Source organism: Pseudoalteromonas sp. B62 (assembly GCF_037162565.1).
In the GTDB taxonomy this organism is placed as follows: domain Bacteria; phylum Pseudomonadota; class Gammaproteobacteria; order Enterobacterales; family Alteromonadaceae; genus Pseudoalteromonas; species Pseudoalteromonas fuliginea.
In genome coordinates, this window is record NZ_JARLVB010000002.1 from 3,841,633 (window position 1) to 3,861,051 (window position 19,419).

Annotated in this window: 15 protein-coding genes and 2 pseudogenes; 3 read left to right on the top strand and 14 right to left on the bottom strand. The window is 36.5% G+C overall.

The features are described 5' to 3' along the window. Positions 1-115: 115 nt before the first annotated feature. Positions 116-331, top strand: a complete 216-nt coding sequence (locus P4S71_RS21920) for a hypothetical protein (RefSeq protein ID WP_007376172.1) — start codon at positions 116-118, stop codon at positions 329-331. 52 nt (positions 332-383) lie between these two features. On the opposite strand, the pseudogene P4S71_RS21925 reads toward P4S71_RS21920, so the two are convergent. The 3 genes and pseudogenes from P4S71_RS21925 to P4S71_RS21935 all read right to left on the bottom strand — a co-directional run bounded on the left by P4S71_RS21925 (position 384) and on the right by P4S71_RS21935 (position 3,032). Then, positions 384-1,357 (bottom strand): annotated as a pseudogene (locus P4S71_RS21925) (sensor histidine kinase). Next, on the bottom strand, positions 1,350-1,901 hold the full coding sequence (locus P4S71_RS21930) for a heme NO-binding domain-containing protein (protein ID WP_337151509.1): 552 nt from the start codon (positions 1,899-1,901) through the stop codon (positions 1,350-1,352). Before P4S71_RS21930 ends, P4S71_RS21925 begins: the two are co-directional and overlap by 8 nt. Before the next feature lie 15 nt (positions 1,902-1,916). After that, positions 1,917-3,032, bottom strand: coding sequence for an HDOD domain-containing protein (locus P4S71_RS21935; RefSeq protein WP_337151510.1), 1,116 nt, complete (start codon positions 3,030-3,032; stop codon positions 1,917-1,919). A 184-nt stretch (positions 3,033-3,216) separates the two neighbouring features. Between P4S71_RS21935 and P4S71_RS21940 the strand changes: the two genes are divergently transcribed. Then, positions 3,217-3,537, top strand: a complete 321-nt coding sequence (locus tag P4S71_RS21940; protein ID WP_149615300.1) for an alpha/beta hydrolase-fold protein — start codon at positions 3,217-3,219, stop codon at positions 3,535-3,537. A 155-nt stretch (positions 3,538-3,692) separates the two neighbouring features. Here the strand turns inward: P4S71_RS21940 and P4S71_RS21945 are convergent, their stop codons facing one another. From P4S71_RS21945 to P4S71_RS21955, 3 genes are all read right to left on the bottom strand, one after another. Then, positions 3,693-4,157, bottom strand: a complete 465-nt coding sequence (locus P4S71_RS21945) for a nuclear transport factor 2 family protein (protein ID WP_337151511.1) — start codon at positions 4,155-4,157, stop codon at positions 3,693-3,695. Between the two features lie 329 nt (positions 4,158-4,486). Then, the gene (locus tag P4S71_RS21950) at positions 4,487-5,350 is read right to left on the bottom strand and encodes an HNH endonuclease (RefSeq protein ID WP_337151512.1); all 864 of its coding nucleotides are present in this window, start codon (positions 5,348-5,350) and stop codon (positions 4,487-4,489) included. After that, positions 5,350-7,056, bottom strand: a complete 1,707-nt coding sequence (locus P4S71_RS21955; RefSeq protein ID WP_076920515.1) for an AAA family ATPase — start codon at positions 7,054-7,056, stop codon at positions 5,350-5,352. Before P4S71_RS21955 ends, P4S71_RS21950 begins: the two co-directional genes overlap by 1 nt. A 303-nt stretch (positions 7,057-7,359) precedes the next feature. On the opposite strand from P4S71_RS21955, the gene P4S71_RS21960 reads away from it, so the two are divergent. Next, positions 7,360-8,214 (top strand): hypothetical protein, encoded by an 855-nt coding sequence (locus tag P4S71_RS21960; RefSeq protein WP_337151513.1) that lies wholly within the window; start codon positions 7,360-7,362, stop codon positions 8,212-8,214. A gap of 404 nt (positions 8,215-8,618) precedes the next feature. On the opposite strand, the pseudogene P4S71_RS21965 reads toward P4S71_RS21960, so the two are convergent. The 8 genes and pseudogenes from P4S71_RS21965 to P4S71_RS22000 form a co-directional block, all read right to left on the bottom strand. Continuing rightward, positions 8,619-8,747: pseudogene (locus P4S71_RS21965) on the bottom strand (transposase); the annotation flags it as partial. A gap of 556 nt (positions 8,748-9,303) precedes the next feature. After that, the gene (locus P4S71_RS21970; RefSeq protein ID WP_337151514.1) at positions 9,304-9,930 is read right to left on the bottom strand and encodes a hypothetical protein; all 627 of its coding nucleotides are present in this window, start codon (positions 9,928-9,930) and stop codon (positions 9,304-9,306) included. Positions 9,931-10,254: 324 nt separating this feature from the next. Continuing rightward, entirely contained in the window at positions 10,255-11,010 is a 756-nt protein-coding gene (gene istB, locus P4S71_RS21975; protein ID WP_076923272.1) for an IS21-like element helper ATPase IstB, read from the bottom strand. Between the two features lie 11 nt (positions 11,011-11,021). Beyond that, the gene (istA, locus tag P4S71_RS21980) at positions 11,022-12,572 is read right to left on the bottom strand and encodes an IS21 family transposase (RefSeq protein ID WP_337149780.1); all 1,551 of its coding nucleotides are present in this window, start codon (positions 12,570-12,572) and stop codon (positions 11,022-11,024) included. Between the two features lie 178 nt (positions 12,573-12,750). Beyond that, positions 12,751-15,294 carry an ATP-dependent helicase HrpB gene (gene hrpB / locus P4S71_RS21985; RefSeq protein WP_337151515.1) on the bottom strand — a complete coding sequence of 848 codons (2,544 nt, stop codon included), beginning with the start codon at positions 15,292-15,294 and terminating at the stop codon, positions 12,751-12,753. A 330-nt stretch (positions 15,295-15,624) separates the two neighbouring features. Next, positions 15,625-17,493 (bottom strand): hypothetical protein, encoded by a 1,869-nt coding sequence (locus P4S71_RS21990; protein WP_337151516.1) that lies wholly within the window; start codon positions 17,491-17,493, stop codon positions 15,625-15,627. 196 nt (positions 17,494-17,689) lie between these two features. After that, positions 17,690-19,015, bottom strand: a complete 1,326-nt coding sequence (locus P4S71_RS21995; RefSeq protein ID WP_337151517.1) for a hypothetical protein — start codon at positions 19,013-19,015, stop codon at positions 17,690-17,692. Then, entirely contained in the window at positions 18,898-19,401 is a 504-nt protein-coding gene (locus tag P4S71_RS22000) for a hypothetical protein (protein WP_337151518.1), read from the bottom strand. Before P4S71_RS22000 ends, P4S71_RS21995 begins: the two co-directional genes overlap by 118 nt. Positions 19,402-19,419: the final 18 nt, after the last annotated feature.

Here is a 19,419-nt window from a genome sequence, read left to right on the forward strand (position 1 = left end):
TTTATTGAAACACAAAATTTACAATTTAACCCTTTATTTTTTGTAACCGAAACTTGACTACCCCTCAAAAACACAAAAAATACGGTGGTTTAAATTAGCTTGGGCTTTATTATTTATGAAAACAGAAATTAGCTATCGTTTTGAATCTTCACAAGTTGCCAACCGATTTTCACATGAACTAAAAAATTGGTCTGTTAACGATGTAAAAACTCGTCTTTTTAATGGTGGCGACAGTGTAAAAGTAAGCTATGAGTATGACGAAAATGGGTTTGATTACACTATTGCAGAACTTGATGACCTAGCTGAGCGGCACGCAGGTAAAGAAATATAAGTAAAAAAACCCTCTAATACGTAATTTATTAATATAAATACGTTAATTACTTTTAACACGCTAGAGATGATTCTGGCAGTGTTATTATGGGTAATATACAACGCATTAGAGTGCCCTTATTAAGCTCACTCTCAATTTCTATAGATCCCTTATGTTCCTTTAATACGTTATATACAATAGCCATTCCCATTCCAGTTCCCTCACCTACAGGCTTTGTAGTGTAAAATGGTTCAAAAATATGATTGACTGTTTTTTCATCCATTCCGCAGCCATTATCGGACACTTCAATGTAGATATTTTTCTCGTCTGAGAATAAATTAACAAGAATTTCTCCTTGCTGGTCTTGTACTAAATCACAGGCATATTTAGCGTTTAGTAAAAGGTTTACGAAGATTTGATTAATTGCCGACAAATTACAATAACTTAATGGTAACTCATCATCCGAACACGTTATGTTGCATGTTTTTAATTGATTAGCGAGTAACTTAATAGCCCCTCTAGCGACTCTCTAATATTAGCCATAGCCATGGAATTATTTTTTGGTCTAGCAAAATTAAGTAAGTTATTAACAATTGCCGCAATTCGCTGTAATCCCTCATGCGTATCATTTAATAGTTCATCTAGATCATCTAAAATAAAATCAATATCACTTTCTTTATCAAGTTTTATTAGTAATGTTTCCATCTCTGCAGCAGATATTGATTTATTAATATATTGTTTTGCAACAGTCATTAATGCTATCAGCGTAGGTTTAAAAAATTTAATACTTTCAAGGTTACTTGTTACATATGCCAGTGGATTATTTATTTCATGGGCAACACCTGCCGATAGCGTCCCTAAAGTAGCCATTTTTTCACTTTGCATAAGAGTAACCTGCTGATTTTTTAACATGTTAAGCTTTTCTTCAAGATCTTGGTTTGCACAAAATAATGCGCGTGTTTTATCCTCAAGTAGCATCTCTAGTTCATCTCTTGCTGTTTTTTCACGAAGGTATGCTTTTTTGTAGTTGTGGGTATCTTCACTCATTGCCAATCTCATATTTAACTTCAATTACACATTTATCAAAACCATTATGCATACATTCAACATGATTTAGCGCCACCTCAATACCGTAATGAGAGGCTGCACCAAAAATAAGCCCTTCAGCGCACATGCACAGCTGCCTTTTGGAATAGTAATGCATCAAAATAAATCCATCTTCAATAAGCTCTGCTTTAATTTCTGGTAAATTTGGCTCTTGATATAGCTTTGCAACTTCAACATGAATCACCTTATCGATACCCATAATTAAGTCCGCAAATCCATTAAAGTTTTCAACTATTGTAGGGTGCCGGCCCCTTAAGTGGCCAAATAAATACTCACCAAATGCCTTTAAAACATCAGGCATAGACATAGATAAAGCATCAGCTACATCTTGCGCCAAACCCACTATTTCTTCATCTGGATAGCTTTCTGCTGAAATATAAATACGATCACTAGGTGCATTTCTTTCAAGTAAATCATCCCACGCAGCCATGCCGCACTTTTCAATAACGAGGGCTTCAAGTCCTCTAAAAATAACACCTTTCATACATCCCCTCGTGTATCACTTTTTAAAACTTAAAAACCATTGTTGTACATCTTCTAGTATTTTCAAATCATCAATAAAGTCATATTCAGTTTGATTAAACTCAATTACTTGCTGGCAATAAGCATGCTCAACAATCATATGAATAACAGTTAATGATATCCCCTCATCCACAGGTAAATCATCCAGTAACTGCGCCCTAACAATTGACTTTTCAAACCCCCAAAGCGCTAATAAGTAGGCACTAAGAGCGTACTTAGGCACGTTTTCATCTTCGTTATCTTGCACAATACACATAGAAGCTAATTCACCAATAACACTAAGCAAACCAACTGCAAATGCAAACAACTGTGTTTGCCTATCTTGCTTTAAATACTTAGCGAGCGATTGCGCCATACTTGCTTTTTTATATCCTTTATTAATTAACTCATTAAGCGTCTCTTGCTTAGCCTTATTAAGTAATTGTTGAGACAATTCAGAAAAAACCACAATCGCCTTTAAACTAACTAAACCAATTCTTATAATCGCCTCTTTTAAGTTTGTAGTTTGACTATCAAACCCCATAAATGCGGAGTTGGCTACCTGCAAAACTTTTCCCGTTAATACAGGGTCGTGGCTAATATTATTTTCTAAAATAGAAATGTTTGGCTCATTTTTGTTTAACTCACTTAATAAGTTTTGAGTCACAACACCTAAAAATGGCAAGTCTGAAAGCTGCCCTAAAATAACGCGATGAGGAGCATGAATAGGAAGTAATTTTAATAACTTAGCGCTGTCTAGCACCGCTACTAAATGTTTTTGTGTAAAAGGTTTTACAAGATGAAAGTGGATTGTGTTGTTAACTTGTAGTTGATAGTTACTACTTAAATCACTGGTAAATAAACACCTTAAGGCTGTAGGACAGATCGCTTTAGCGTGCTCTAGTACTTTAAGCCCTGAAGAAAGTGGCATCATAGAATCACAAAAAATAATGTCGGGTGTTTTATTATTTCCTATGTAGCGTTCAAATTCATTAGGTAACTGTAAGCAGGCTACAGTTACATTTACACATAAGCGGCTCAACGTTTTTGCTAGTGCACGTAATAGTAATTCGTCATCATCAATTAAAAGTATATTTATTTTTTGCTCATGCATTCACTATACCTTCGCTATAACGTATTAATTTCTAATCAAAGCGTAGTATAAATTCACAAATAGACATAAAACGAAAAGGGCCTAATCGTATTAGAGATTCATAGGATTAAGATAAAGCCATTGAGCTCTGATAGGATATACTTAATTACTGCACAATTAATGTTAAACCAGCCGGTTAAATAGATTGAATGAAAAAGATATTTTTAATAGCACCTTTTTTATTAGTTTTATAAACGACAAGCTTCGCCCACTGATTAATAAAACATACCGTTCCAACTCAACAAATACTTTAATTGGTCAATCATTAGCTGGTCTGCTTTCAAGCGATATTTTATTTAATCACTCTGCAACTTTTAATTATTACGTAATAATTAGCTCAAGCTTATGGTGGGCCAATAATGAATTACTAAATAGCCCTTTTGAGCCACAATCGTTTCCTCAATCGGTTTATATTGACGTTGGTAAAGAAGGTGAATTAATGGAAGGCGATTGCATAAGAAAATAGCGCCTATTTTTGGTAATAAAAGCCAAGTGAAATTAGGCTATTTTAAAAACCTAGATCACGCCGATACTCTGCATTTAGCTGTATACGACGCTTTTACATAAATTAACTACCATCCAAAAAAGTAATTAATAAAAATGCTTATAAGACTTTAAGTATTATTCATGGTATTTGCGGATCATCGCCACCTTACCATTTTCAATTTCGATTACTTCCATCATTGTGGAGGTGTATTCTATTGGCTGCTTACTTTGTGGGTGAATGCCTTTTGCAAAATTCTTATAACGAATAGCAAAGCCTGTATCGTTAAACACAAATGTATTAAGCAGTGTGCTTTCAAACAACGTGTGTGCACCTAAGTAAAAACTCATACCTTTGCGCATCTGCTTTTTACCATCAGGAATACGTGAGTCATCCGGTTGATACGGAATATGCTGATTACCAATATCATCGGTTAACAATGCAAGATAAGCCTCAAGCTCTTTAGCACCTGCGTTGGGTGCTTGTGTGGCGGACATTGTTTTATAGTACTGCTGCGCAAACGCTTTTAAGTCGAGTGGCTTTTCAGCATACGCCGAAAAAGCAGTTACTAAGGCCAAGCCTAACGTTAAAAGTAGCTTCATCACTTATTCCCTGTAGCTAAAAATATTGTATAGGTACATTACCTTAGTAAGTTCAATAATCAAACAAAATCAGTTTTAAGTGAATTAACACCTACATTTTGCTTTTCACTCTGTTGGTTGCAACGCTATTAGCGGGGTCGTCTGGCCAAAAGTTAGCATTACTATGCAACTGTATAATGGTTTGACAGACTCTAAGTCCTTTAAATATAGACTTAGCGGTGAAAAAATAGAAATTAATATTGACGCTATAATTTTCAACTCAGATTGACAAAAGATTGATAAAAAAGATGACTCATTGACACTGTTAAGTTGAACTAAAAAAGCATACTCTATAAATTACCCGGTAATGGACTATTCTCTAGGTATTCCATTAACTCACCATTTTCAAGAATAGATCTGTATAGTACTGCATCCCATGAATTGATGGATTTTTCCTGTTCCATTTCCAGAAATAGAGCTAGAGTATCCCGAAAGTTTTTTTCTTCAGGTCGTTGTCGACAATTATGAGCTCTACGTAAGACGCTTATATACCTTGTCTTAAAGTACTCTTTGAAACGAGTAAGAAAATCAACGCCCTCCAAATGAGACTCAACTAATAAACTCAAGTCATCTGGTATTTCTTCCTTAACAGCTATATCTATTGAAGGAGTAGAAAATGGTGGCGCAAATGTTATTGAGAACAAAGGTCTATCTACGTCATCAAAATATGGATGGATGTATCTCTTTTGGCCATCTTCAGTGACATAGTCTGTGAGTTTCTCACCTTGACACCAATCACACATTGGCGTCAAATTTAATAACAAAACAGATAGCTCTGGAAATATATCTTTAGGAAGGTAATGATCAAGCGTTCTAGGTCTTCCAGGTTCTCCACAGCTAGGACAAACAACTAGTCCATTATGCTTCCTCATCATCTCTAGTTGATCAAAAGGTAACTTTTCACATTTAGGTGTGTATAGCCCTATCAAAGATTTTTTTCGCTTACGAGCCTCTTCTTCGGAATCTGTATAGTTATTCATGTCAAGAGGAATAAGCCCTAATGGGTTTCCATGATGCTCTATAAACATTTCAGCTTGGTTTATAAGATCATTAGTAATCCGATTGTAAAATACTTTATACTTTTGTCTTTCGCTTATAATCCCTCTCAAAATTTCGAGAGAGTCCTCTTCGGGAAGCCGTATTTTAGATACCATTAATTAGGCTTCCTTGAATTCAGCAATTTCATCAACATTTCCTCATTAAGCTCACCTCCGAGCCTATCGATAATGTCTTGAGGATCGCCATATATTCCTAGCTGCTCTTCTACCCACGTATCGAATGGTTTAGTAATCGAGTTATCACCAAAAACATATGATGAAATTCTCTGCATATCTCCACCAAATGTTTCAAAAGGCGGATATTCCACTTCGACGTTATCATTCTGCTTTCGGTAAACATGCACACATTTAGCAGGAACTTCCCTAGTGATAGATAAAGAGTGAGTAGCCAGAATTGCTTTTGATGTAAAGGCTTTCAGAACTTTTTTAAGCAACGCAATAAACTCAATTTCAAGTGCCGGATGTAAGAAAAGTTCAGGTTCATCAATAACAACTAAACTATCTTTCCTTATTTGCCCAACCACATTTACCACAATATAGCAGAACAGTCTTTGCCCAGAACTGATTTCAATTGCCTTATTGTCTTTGATAAAGACAGCGCCAGAATCAAACTTAATACAACTTTTTAAATCAATATTCCATTCTTCTATTTTCTGAATAACATGACCGTCGATTTTAAGATGTTTCTTGTCTTCACCAACTAAAAACTCAGAGAAATCTGGAGTTTGATTAAATAACTCAAAACTTTCAATTATTTCAAATGCGACAAAATCAAACTCAATAGCTGACATCAAAACAGATAATATAGTTTCGAACTTATGCGTCCAATTAGTTAGCGAGCCAAACTTCAAATCATCATGTATTGACGTCAATATTGACGATACAGAATCGCTTGCTGGTAGATTTCGACTAATGCCTACTCTCTGATTCCCATCTACATCCTCAATTATCTTACGAAAACCAAAGTATTTATAAGCATCTTTATCTTTCAAATTTGTTTTTGATAAATCAATCGTAAATTCCTCAAACGGGCTATAAGATATAAGAATTAATTTAGAAATATTTGGGTAGTGATCAAATGGTTCGTGCTGACTTTTAGCAAGGGAAGGCTTGCTTCCTCGTTCAACACCTAGCCAGTATTCAACTAAAGACTTTAATGTATGAGATTTTCCTATGCCATTTTCACCAATAAGAACATTAATATCGTAGGGCAGTAAGTTAGAATTAAACTTAAAACAAATTGGCTCGATTAACCCATCTCTTTTAATTGTATTAAGCGTGAAATCCTTAATGCTCGATACCTCTGCATTAAACACCTTCCATCCGTCTTCGTATGCTTTCCTTGCCCCTCCTTCTCGAAGCGGTGATATAGAAAAGTCATCGTGTTCAATTAGTTTGACAGCTTCTTGATCACCTATAATATTTTTTAAATAACCCGCATCCCTTATTGATGTAAGAGTATTCTTAGCTTCTTCAATTCCAATCTTTGCAATTAAAAAATTATAAAGATCAATGTCACTGGGGACCGATACATAATTCAATTCTGGGATAGGAAAAAAGCCATCCCATCCACTTTCACATAACTCATTTAATTTTTTTGGTGAATATTTATCATCTTCAATTAACAATTTGAGTTCAAAATCGAGAAAACTCTTACCATCAACATATAAGACAGCATTAAGGGTTGTACTTACTCCATAGTCATCCCAATTATTGAACGAAAGAGAAAGCATGGTATTTTCAGATGGGAGCTTCGCAGGAGTCGCGCGCCAATTGATACCTTTCTGGTAAAACACTTTCATTTATTATCTAATCCTTTAATAAGAGCCTGAGGATATGGTACTTGAACGTATAAGACTTTAATATTTATGTGACTCGTGTAATTTTTAAGACGTCGCGCTTAAACTTAAACCTTGTTCTGGATAGTTTTAACAAAAAACTTTAAGTATTGCTAACTGTAAATTTTCTAAAGCATAATTACAAAATAGGGTTATCAAAGCACCTGTCTCACGACCTATCTTTTTTAGACTGTATTTTGTGGTAGCATGAGGAACTAATATTTTTATTTATGTCGCTCTCACAAATTTTATAAGATGAATTAAACCTTGAAATATTTTGACTTTTCAATAGTTCCCACTAAACCACTACATGAAAACGCTATTTTTTGGTGGGTTACAATTACACCATGTATTGTGTCAATCTTATTAGTAATCTTACTAATCCCAGCTCTTAATTTCGAAATTAGTGTGGAAGGATATAAATATTTTTTGACAGCCGTTACACTTCCTTTAGGTATAGCATCTATTTCAATAGTTTTGGGTGTAATGATTGGACGCTTCCACGGTTCGAAACAAAGAGCAATGTCAATATCACAGAATGAAATCAACTACCAGTTAGCTCGAAAAAGCCAAACTTTTCAACATTATTTTGAACATAGAACTCAATTTGAAAACTGGCTCAAATCCGAAAGTATCAGTTTAGAAATTGTGGGGCAGACGGATACTATCGATGTAAATGCAATGGGCTTATATGATTTGCTATTTTCAAAGAACACCGTCGAATATTTGGAATATTCAGTTGATCGCTATGAACTGTTTCATCAAATATTAACTATGATGGATTGCATTGGGTCTGAATTAATCGATAAAGCTGATAAAGGTGAATTGACTGCAGAAATGGCTTTTTTTAAGTTATTATCATTTTTAAGTGTAAAACCATTTAAGGCAGAACCTAATTACTGGGCCCCATATCATGATAAAGAAGCATTTATTGACTTGGCACAGCAGATTCCTCAAGTTATTTATAAATCAACAGAGTTTCTGCTTTTGACGGGTTTAGATAATGATGATTCAAACTTATACGAAATATTCGACATCCTTATAGACAGATTAGAAGAAAATGATTTCTTTGAAAAATTAGGGAAGCTGAGGCAAAAAAGCTCCCAAGTTAACGAAATATAATTAAACATCCCTTTAATTGTAGTAGCTCATATCTGATCTTACAGTTTCTATGAATAAGTTTGGACTTCACCTGACTGGCAACTTTAAGCTATCAAGAGATGATCGCTATCATTTACAACGATTTAAACATTTTTACAAAGCGGACGTTTAAATAACTCAACCCTGCCCAAAAGGATTAATTTGATTTATACATCTTCACTTTATAAATCAATACTCCTCTCCATACGATTCATAAAATATGGATTTTTAAATCACAATTTGATAAAAATGATTTATAACGAACATAGGTTTAAATCACATGTATCATTGGCAACAAAAAAATGGTCGATATGGAATTTAACTTTGCTTGGCGTAAAATTATTGCCTTTGTTGTTGCTAACTGCCACTACAGATAACTGGCTCCGCCAGTGATATAACGTTTTGGTACAAATATCTAATCGCTCAGCGACTTCTGCAACTGAATATCCACGCTCAGTAATTTGTTTAACCGCCGCTTCTTTAAACTCTTGAGTATAACGTTTGCCTTTGCTCATAAAACACCTCTTATTAGAAGTTACAATGTAACTCAATGGTGTCTAGCAAACTATGGGAAGTCCAACCAGCCGCCTTGGTAGTGCCATGATTATGTTAACCGATGAATGTCTAGTGCCCCAGTAACCCCAAAAGGATTTGGGAAAAACCTGGCTGCGATGAGATCGCAATAAGAGAGCCTCTATATGTGTTTGCCGTAAGCTACTTGCTTAACAACCACATCGACAGACGAAGTAAACGAATTTGTTTATTGATTTAGAATTGACCGTCACTGTATAAAAACGGTCAAATAAAATACTAATGCCTATTGACAGAGTTAAGGCTCATATGTGTTATGTTCGTCTTTATCGTCTGCTTCTTGTTTCGAACCCACACGTTCGTTACTAGATAAGCTAGCAAGATCTGAATTACAATCAAAAGCCCAACAAGTAATGAGTACTTTCTATTGAACCGAAGGTTTTGAACCTGCATCTCACTATTTAAGCCAGACAGCCTGCGATCTATGGATACTTTTAATTTATCAACAAGTTTTAGTCTGTATTTTGCAATTTTCATTTGTTAGGCCTTGATTACGCAAAACCTTGAATCTACTGTACTAATAACCAAGTTCAAGTTATTTAAGACCGGTTCAACAACCTCTGTTAGAATTTGAGATGCAATATTTTTTGCCAATCCCATTTCATTTACAGTACAAACATAACCTTGATGAACCACTTTATTTCTAATTTTTTGTACATCTTCGGCTTCTGACAAAATTGGCTTTCCATTCATACCTTTGATATCGGATAACTCAATATCGGCGGCATGTGAACACAGTGCATTTAGTAATTTGTTATATCTAGCAAAACCAGATTGACCAATAGTAGAACCAACAATTAGTTCTGCTACGCTTTCGTTATGCACCATGCCGTATAGGACAGGCTTTAACAAAACAACTTTTAAAAATAGTTCGATTGCTGTTGTGTACATAATTAATGCTGAGCGAGGAGATATTTGTAAAAGCTCATTTGCGTGATGATAACTAACAATCGGAGCTTCTATTAGATGAGGATGTTTTAAATAATAGGACTGCATCCTTTCTTCAATGAATTCATCGATAGCTTGCTCTTTATGATCAGGATAAAGCTCTTCACTCATACGATCATAAAAATCATCCATTGCAGCATCATGTTCGTCGTAACTCATATCTATCCTTAGAGGCCTAACAGCTTATTAAACACCATTGTGGTGGTTTATAACACACCAAAACGGCGTTTAATAATGTTATTGGACAAAATTAGGTTTCTACTCAAAACATAGGAATAAATTTAATTTTTTAATGTCTGCTATTCGCTCTAAGCTGCCTGTTAGATGAAGCCCGAACTTATTTATCAAAACTCTAAAATCAGACATGAGCTACTAAATTCATTCAAAGACTAATTGGCCTTTGTGCGTATTCTCATTACTTTGATCACCGATTCTCATCAGCTTTGATCGCTTGATTTATCATTTTGTAGAGCCATTTTTAAATTAACTTAACTGATCATCATCAGTCAATTCATTTAACTGTTTTCGTATCGATTCTCCTTTTAAATTCAACTTAATTGCACCATGAATCAGCCTATCTAAAATAGCATCAGCATGCGTTGATTCACCGATCATTTGGTGCCAATTTTCCTGTGGTAACTGACTAATGATGATGTGTGATTTATAACCATATCTAGCATCGATTAATTCAAGTAAGTCACTTCGTTGCTGAGCACTGAGTGGCTCTAGCCCCCAATCGTCTAAAATAAGTAAGTCGTATTTAATGAGTTTACCCAATAATTTTCGATAACTGCCATCGGCCTGTGCTAGAAATAGACTTTCAAGTAATTCTTTTAATCGAATATAGAAGACACTTTTCCCTTGTAAACAGTGCTCGTGACCCAAGGCACACGCGAGGTAGGTTTTGCCACAGCCTGTGGCGCCTGTAATTAATATATTCTGATGTAAACTCAGCCAGGTGCTTTGGCTGAGGCTACGTATTTGTGCTTTATCTAGATTGCGCTTCGGCGAGTAAATGAGTTGATTTAACTGACCCGGTACGCGGAATTTTGCTTGTCGCACTAGTCGCTCTATTTTTCTTTGGTCACGCGTATCAATTTCATGCGTTAGCAATAAACTGACGCGCTCTATAAAGCTTTGTTCTTGATATAGGTTTGGCTGTTCAAGCTGCTGCTTGAGTGCTTGCTTTATACCCGATAACTTGAGCAGTTGAAGTTGCTGATTAATTGTTTCTATCATGTTTGCATTCCTTAATGGTAGTAATCTGTGCCACGTATGTTGCTATGTGTAATTGGCTTTTCTGGCTCTGTTTGGAGTGTGGGTAATGGTTGTTGGTCTAACCCTTTTTGCAGCATTTGCTTAATAGATCTGAGTGTGGTCGTATTCATGCAAATTGCTCGGTAGCATGCTCGCTCGAGGCGTTCCTTTGAATACGTTTTAGCTAAACTTAACACCCCTAAACAAGTGCGATAAGCTTGCTCTGGATGACGTTTGCTATTAAGCAATAATTCAACGACTTGATGAGTATAATCACCGATACTCAATGCCCATGAGCGTAAATTTATCGGTGACTGCTCATGCTGTTTTTGATGCGCCTTTGGCATATGATGTGTCTGTGTCGTATGTCCGCCTAAACGGTTTGAGCGTGGATGCTGTGCTATTAAAGTACCGTCATAATAAAGCTGCACGAGTTGATTGGATATGTGTGCGCGTAATTGTTTTTTAACCCACAGATAAGGCACGCTGTAGTAATGTTTTTCTATTTCAACATGGTAATCAATATGCACACGCACTGTTTTGATTTGTGTATATTGATAGGGCTTTTCAGGCAATGGCTTTAATGCGTTTTTATCCACCATATCAAATAGCTGTTTACGTGATTGTTGATATTGCTTCATCACCTTATTGTTCATCATATCCAGTAGCTTTGCTATTTCATGATTGAGTTGCGCTAAGCTGTGGAAGGTTTGGTTACGTAAGCGTGCCATGATCCAACGCTCAACAATTTGTACGCCCACTTCAGCCTTCGATTTATCTTTGGGTTTATAAGGTCTAGCCGGAATGACAGCAACGTTAAAGTACTCGGCTAACTGGTAGTACGTCGGATTTAAATCAGGCTCGTAGCGACAGGTTTTACTGACAGCACTTCTGAGATTGTCGGGAATAACAACGTCAGGAACGCCGCCTAAAAATTCAAAGCAACGCGCATGACTCATTACCCAATCTTCAAGTTGCTGACTATACGTTGCTTCAGCATAGGTATAATTTGATGCACCTAGCACAGCAACGAATATCTGAGCAGTGCGTTTTTCCTGTGTCGTCGGACAAGTAATGGTAATTGTGGGACCACAATAATCCACAAACAGCTTTTCACCCCCTTTATGCTGCTGACGCATTGAGAGTCGTTGCGTACCTAACCATTGTTTATAAGCTCGGCAGAAGTGACTGTAGCTGTAATAAGACTCACCCATTTTTTCAAGTAACTCATCAAACACGAGCTGTAATGTTAGGTGTTTATGTTGTTTTAAGTCTTTATTGATATTTAACCAGTCAGGCGTTGGGTGTCTTTTTTTACGCGTTGAGAAGCGCTTGAGTTTGGTGTTGAAAAATGTATTTTGCTGTTTATCCTCAGGTATTGGCCATTGATTTAAGCCTAACTCATTGGCCTTTTTAAGGTAATTAGCCACAGTACCAGGTGAAATATTTAAACTTCTGGCAATCTCTCGATGGGATAATTGTGCTGAGTACTTCAGCCGTAAAATGGAATGTAATTTACTCATAGATATAGGTCTTGTTGTCATTGTTGTTATCCTCATCAAACGATTCAGATAACGGTTTAACACACCTACAAAAATGATAAAACGTGAACTCGGTTACGAGTGGTATTAAGCTTTGAACGGCAAAATCATTAAGAGCATAAAAGTGATCATTTACAAGTGATTTTAGTGATCAAAGCTTAATGAGAATAAGCGATCAAAGTTAATGCAATTGGGTGATCAAAGCAGGAGAGAATATGCACTTTGACTTTATTGAACGGCCAGCTTTAGCTTTTAAAGGCTCATCTGGCCAACGATGTTTAGGGTATTTTGATCTCATATCTTTCGCGACATCAAAGTAAGATGTTTCCCAAAAGTTAGCTAAGTCACTAGTTATTTGAATTGGTCGCTTGGCAGGTGAAAGTAATTCAAACCTTAATCTGACTGTATTTTTAGCTATCATTGGTGACTTTAATTCACCAAAGACTTCTTGCAGTAAGACTGACACCGTTGGTTCTTGATACTTTTCATACCTAATCTTAATTGATTTTTCGCTTGGTGTAATATAATGAGTAGGGGCTTCTAAATTTAGAATTTTTTGCTCTTCATACGATAAAATCGCAGTTAAAATAGGGTAGACATCTAGGCTTCTGAGAGCCTGCAAACTATTTATATGATTAATATAAGGCAATAACCAATTATCTAAACTATCCAACAATGATTCTTTCGATAATGAAGGAAAGTTGATTTTTTCACTTAACCATTTAACTCTTTGGGTCCAACTCTCACATTTTTCAGTCCAATTGAGTAACGATAGTCCTTCAACTTTAAATAAGCTAGCTAAGCAACTTTGGAACTGTGATTTTTGAATGTTTGCTATGGGTTTCTCAGAGACCGTTATTGCACCATAGCTAACCACTTCTCTACCAACAATTTTTGTCTTATTGTTATCTAGCTTGTACTCATTTTTATAAATGAGCTGCTTCTTGTTGGAAACAATACTAGCCAAATCTATCGGACTTGCAGAATATACTCTTCCTTCTTTCTTTTGAGCGTCACAGTCACATACAACGATCCAATCAAAATTATTAAGAGGATCATGCTCAGTTAGAACCACACCACGCCCATTAGCCAATAAATAACCGGAGCTACCTGAGGAGCGTTTTTTAGCTAATCGTTCAGGGTAAGCACTTAAAAGCAAAGTACCAACATTACGATTAAGTTGTTCAAGCGAAAATTCAATTTCTCTTGGGAATACCCCTAACATCCGTTTCAGTCTTTTCGACTCCTTTATTATAGCTTCTACGGTCTGCCTTTTAATTGGATATGAATGAAGAGCGCCACTTTTGTTTACTTTATATTCTTGTAAAGCGGATAACCTTTGGGTGATGTCAACGCTATCAGAACTGTAGAACAAATCTCTTTCAGAGATTAGTGATGCTAACTCACACCCTAATGTCACTAATTCAGGCTCTTGGATTGTTAAAAGCATAGCCGCCAGTCTAGGATGCAAATTTAGCTTCGAAGCTCTTTGGCCCAGCTTGGTCGGCTTATTTAGCTTATCTACAAGTCCTAAGGTTGAAAGTAATGCAAGTGATATCTCGAAATGATGCTTTGGTGGGGATGTTAACCATTTTATACCTGCATAATCTTTATAACCCCATAAGAGAGTTTCAAGCACAGTGGGAGCAAGATCTACTCTTTTTATTTCTTCATCTTTAAAGTCCTGTAGTTTTTGATTGTCTCTCTCTGTCCATAGCCTAATGCATTGTCCTTGTTGTAACCTACCTGCGCGCCCTGCTCTTTGTGTAGCTGATGCCTTAGATATCCAACAAGTGTCTAATCTATTCATGCCACTTGTTGGGTCATACATGAGTACTTTTTCTAGCCCACTATCGATTACGCATGAAACACCTTCAATTGTTAAACTTGTTTCTGCAACATTAGTTGAAAATATCACTTTCTGTCTACGAGCAGAATCCGAAGAGAGTACCTGTTCTTGCATATCGATTGGTAATGCGCCATATAGACTAAGAAATACCAAGTACTTTGTTTGACCAAGGTTATTCTCTGCATACTCACGGCATTTGCGTATCTCCGCTTGGCCTGGCAAAAAGATTAAAATATCTCCTCCATCTTTTGATAAGGCATCATTTATAGCATCGCACACACTTTTTTTAAGATCATACCCAGCTCCCTTGTAACTTATTTTGACGGGGTATGATCTTCCAGGACATTTAATTACAGGTGAAAAATTCATATATTGAGCAATGTACTCAGTATCTATGGTTGCGGACATCACTAATAACCGTAAGTCTTCTCTGATAGATTGCTGCACTTCCAATGACAACATCAAAGCAATATCGGAATAAATACTCCTTTCGTGGAACTCGTCAAATATTATTAAACCTGTACCTGGTAGCTCAGGATCAATTTGCAAGCGATTTGCCAGAACCCCTTCTGTTACTATTTCAAGCTTTGTATGCTCCGATACTTTCTTATCATTTTTTACTGAGTAACCAACAGTTTCCCCCACTTTCTCGCCAAGCCTATGGGCAAGATAGTTGGCAATGTTGCGCGCTGCCATCCGTCGCGGCTCAAGCATGATAATTTTTTTCGAATCCAGCCAATCAGAGTTAATTAAATACAACGGAACCTCCGTCGACTTACCTGCACCAGGCTCAGCTTGAAGTATCAATGAACGAGCAGCCCCGAGCTGCTCTGAAATTTCAGGGAGAAACTTAATAATGGGGAGTTCTTCTTTCAAAATATATTTAAATTCCTTTAGAGGTTATCAATGCTGTGCTGTATTAAAAATTAAGTATAGAATCTAACTTATTATCATAAAAAATAGGGCAGCTAAAACCGCTCATATTCTTCCCTCTCAAAATTAGACTAGGACTCATTTCTTTTAAAGACTTTCACCTACATCGATAAACTTCATTACTATAAATCGTTCTATATGATGGTTTTTATATTGGCATAGTGGACTTAATGAAGTCGCTGATTAAACAAAAGCATGTTCGAGTATTTCCCTGAAATGCTTTTATAGATTATTTGAAATAAGTCTAAAGAATGTGCTCAATATCTAAATGCTTTATTTTGATATAGAACCCCTCACTCGCTGCACGATAATAGCATCATGACTTGTGAAATGATTAAAACTCGAAATTCGAGTAAATACAGGGTTATTTTTTAATTCAGACTCATCCGCATAAACCTTTATCGCATTCAATAGCCAGCCACCTAGTGCGACTAAGCCTCCACCCTTGATGTTAGAGATTTCCATGCCTGCGCCAACTAAAGTAGGAGCAAACCCGGAAATATTAAGCTTTGATAAGCGAGCCTTATTACTCTCTATTGCTTTGATCTCTTGCTTGAGCGTTCTTAGTTTGTGGAAATACTCGCCCTCATCCATGTTTCCATAATCTTTAACAATATTTGGTATAGAACGAATCAAACTAGAGGACAAAGCTGAATCAAGTTCGAGTACGTTCATATCGTTATTTATAGCAAATATTTCATTTAACAACATACTGAGCTCAGACTCTCGAACTTGTTGTGAGTTTCCCGTAACACCGTTATAAAGGCCGCTAACGATTTGGCAAGCTGCAACTTCAGAGTAGTTTTCATCATCGAATGGAAAATGATGAGCCCCTAGCCCTTGGGCATACTCATAGCTAGAACTTGCTGTTGTCAGTTCGATTAGTAAATCTCGCCCCCGATCCTGAAAGCTTTTTACAGCTAAATTTGAAATACCTAGCCTGTGAGCTGAAGTTGCACCTTCCTTGTTTACCAAAAACTCACCGAATTGCCACTGCTCAGATAGCATTAGTGCAAACCTTTGGATATCGAGGTTATCGATACGCGAGCAGTGGTGTAAGAAATTATATTGTTCATCACTTGAGAACGTAGTCCCAATTATGCCCGACTTCTTCTGAATCCCTTGAATAGTAGTGGCGGCTAATCGTCTTGAAAAAAAGATGGCATTTGGGTTTACAGAAATAATGTCTAGTAATAGTTCTTTTGAATACCGACTAAGATTTTGAGGGATTGCAAAGAGTAAGCGACCACGGGCGACCAACTCTTTGAGCTCATGTTGATTCATTTTGAACATTCTATAGAAATATTCAGCTTCACTCTTTAATGGTAGTGCGATGACAACCTGCTCGTATAGCGTTAAATAAACTCTTATATTTTGTCTAGGAAACACAGATGCATCTACGAAACATCTTGTTTTCTTTATCTCAAAGTTTGGGAGCAAAAAACGATCCCTTTGCTCAGTTTCATCTCCGCTGAAAACAGAATGTCTATTTTGAATCCAAAAGTCTTCGTCTTCTTCGTAACGAGCTAATAGTTGTTGCGGAAATTGTTTCTGTATCAAACCACTAGCTGTAAGTTGCATATTGTTGTAAGTATTAGGCTTATGCTCCACTTTCCCAGGATAATCAGGGATTGTAGTCTCAACGTCAAAAATGTAGTCATACCCTTGATACCCCAAAGATTCGCAAATTAACTTAATATCTTGCTGCTCACTCTCTGTTATCGCTGTTTTAAAAGTCAGTTTAAACTCGTTTGTGGCCCATAAGAAATCGACATAAAATGGATGGTACTTACGTGGTACATTTAAAACTAATTGATTTATCGTCTCATTCATCGTCATGGGCTGACCATGTATTTGAGTTTTTTCAAACTTGCTGCGTGACTCGATCAAACAATAGGTATCAAGAATTTCGCCCACAATAGTAGCAGGAGGTATGCCAACTGTATGAAATCTATGATACTGCTCTTTTAAATTATTAAGCAGTTCTTCGTTATTTTTTACATCAAGAACAACTGCAAATAGTTCTTTACCATTAGTAAACAGTCCCTTGTGGGTATGCTGATGAGTATCAAATCGAAAGCGCTCATAATCGTGCCGTATAGCATCTATTACTGGCAAACTGTATGGCAGACTGTCATTCATTGTTAGATCCTAATTATAATATACGCTAGGAGCGTTCTTTAGCTTGTATCATTGTGCTAGTTTCTCATATCTTACTCATTAAAATATGTATAATAATACTAGTGGGTTATTCATTTTTTTAGCGAGGTATAACTATTTCTGCCCCAAAGTGTGTTAGGTAATGATCCTACAAAGAAAATTTACCTTAAGCTTGTTTTTAAGTGTTGTTTAAGACTACTTGCTCATACTCAGCACGTAGTTGTGCATAAGGTTTATGTTGCAACAGGCGGTTATTGTCCAACTTAATAACATGAGCATCTTGCTTATAGCTATCTAAAGCCGGGTTATCCATTGCACATAAAATGACTTGGTAGGCTTTAGGGATGTTTTCCTTAAGAACGCCCATAACTTGATCATATCGATGCTTGGCTTGCTCCTGTTGATTAGGAGTGTCAATAACGAAAGGGGCTATTTGACATGGATTAGCATGTTCAATTTGGCGAAGAACGGCAAGTTGATAAGCAAGTGTTCCCCGAGTTCCTTCAGCTGCACCACCTCCTAGGATTTTTTTGTAATCCATTGGTGCTTTAACGCCATCAAGGTTTACACCCGTGGCAGACAATGAATTGATGGATTCAACTAAATTGCCCATAAAAAGCTCATTCAGTTCATCACGAGTAGCCTTGTTAATCAGCTTTCTTTGCTCCTTCCTCATTTCCTTTTGTTGGTCGTCCGCTTGCTTTAACTGCAGCTGAAAGCTTTCTTTTTTATGCGAGACATTTTGATTAACCTTGTATTGTGAAATAGAATAAATTGCTTGTTCAAGTTTCTCTTGTTGTTCCCCAGAATCTTCTTTTAAGTATTTTTCGTTTATACGCTCAATTTCAGCAGTAATAAAACTAATCTCTTGGTTGAGAGCGTTGCGTTCTTGGTACTTAATCCCAAGTAGAGATTTTATCTTGTCTGCTTGTTGCTCAATACTTTCTTTATCAGCTAAAAGTCCTGCTCGGCTTAACAGAGAATTATCATGCTCTATACCACATAGAGGGCATTCAAGAGAGTCTGATGGAATGTTTTCGACAGCAAATATGTAGTCCTCATTCAATTCTCTGGCTGAGGTACTAGCGATTAAGTGTTGCTGTTCTAATTCATGGATCTCATTAGCTAATGTAGATTGCAGCTCGTACAGGTTTGATTGACTATATGAGAAGCTAGCCAATTCTTCTTCTATTTCACGTTGAATGCTTTGAAACTCTTCAGGAGTAATTGCAACGGTTTGCTCTGGAGCAACTTCTTTAAGAAGCTCTATTGCTTCTGTTATCCGAACTACTTGTTGATTAGCTTCTTCTTGAATGGCTTTTTGTTCAAAGATCTCTTCTTCAAGGTCAAAGTGCTCTTTAGGCAAGTAACCACTGAAATATTTTATTAGGTTTGGTTTGAATCGAGCGTATTGCCCGAGCCCTTCAAAACCATTCCAAGGCTCATCCCAGCTTTTTTCTGATCTATATAAAACGGTAGGAAATAGTAAGCTGGTGGGGGACAATCTATACCTTCATTTCTATTGGTCAGCAATAAGTCAAAACCTACAACTTTAGAAAAGTCTTCAGCGAATTGACCTGTAATTTTCGAATACTTATTTAATGGTGAGCCTTCTGACCCAAAGTAAATACCATCAGCATAGCGGCTTGCAATGTATTTATTTTTATTTACCGTAAAGTACAGAATTGTTTTAACATCGTTGGACTTCCAATCCTTATCAAAATGAGGGTCACAGCCAAGAGCCCAAAATAGATTTTTAACTAACGTAGACTTACCAACACTATTGTCGCTTCCTGTAACGAGATTGAACCTCTTCGGAAACGTGAACTGATTCGCCGTTCTTTTCGAATCGGACAGTAGAACTAGACGTTGAAATTGCAAGCCTTTCATTTTTGTGTTCCCTAAGAT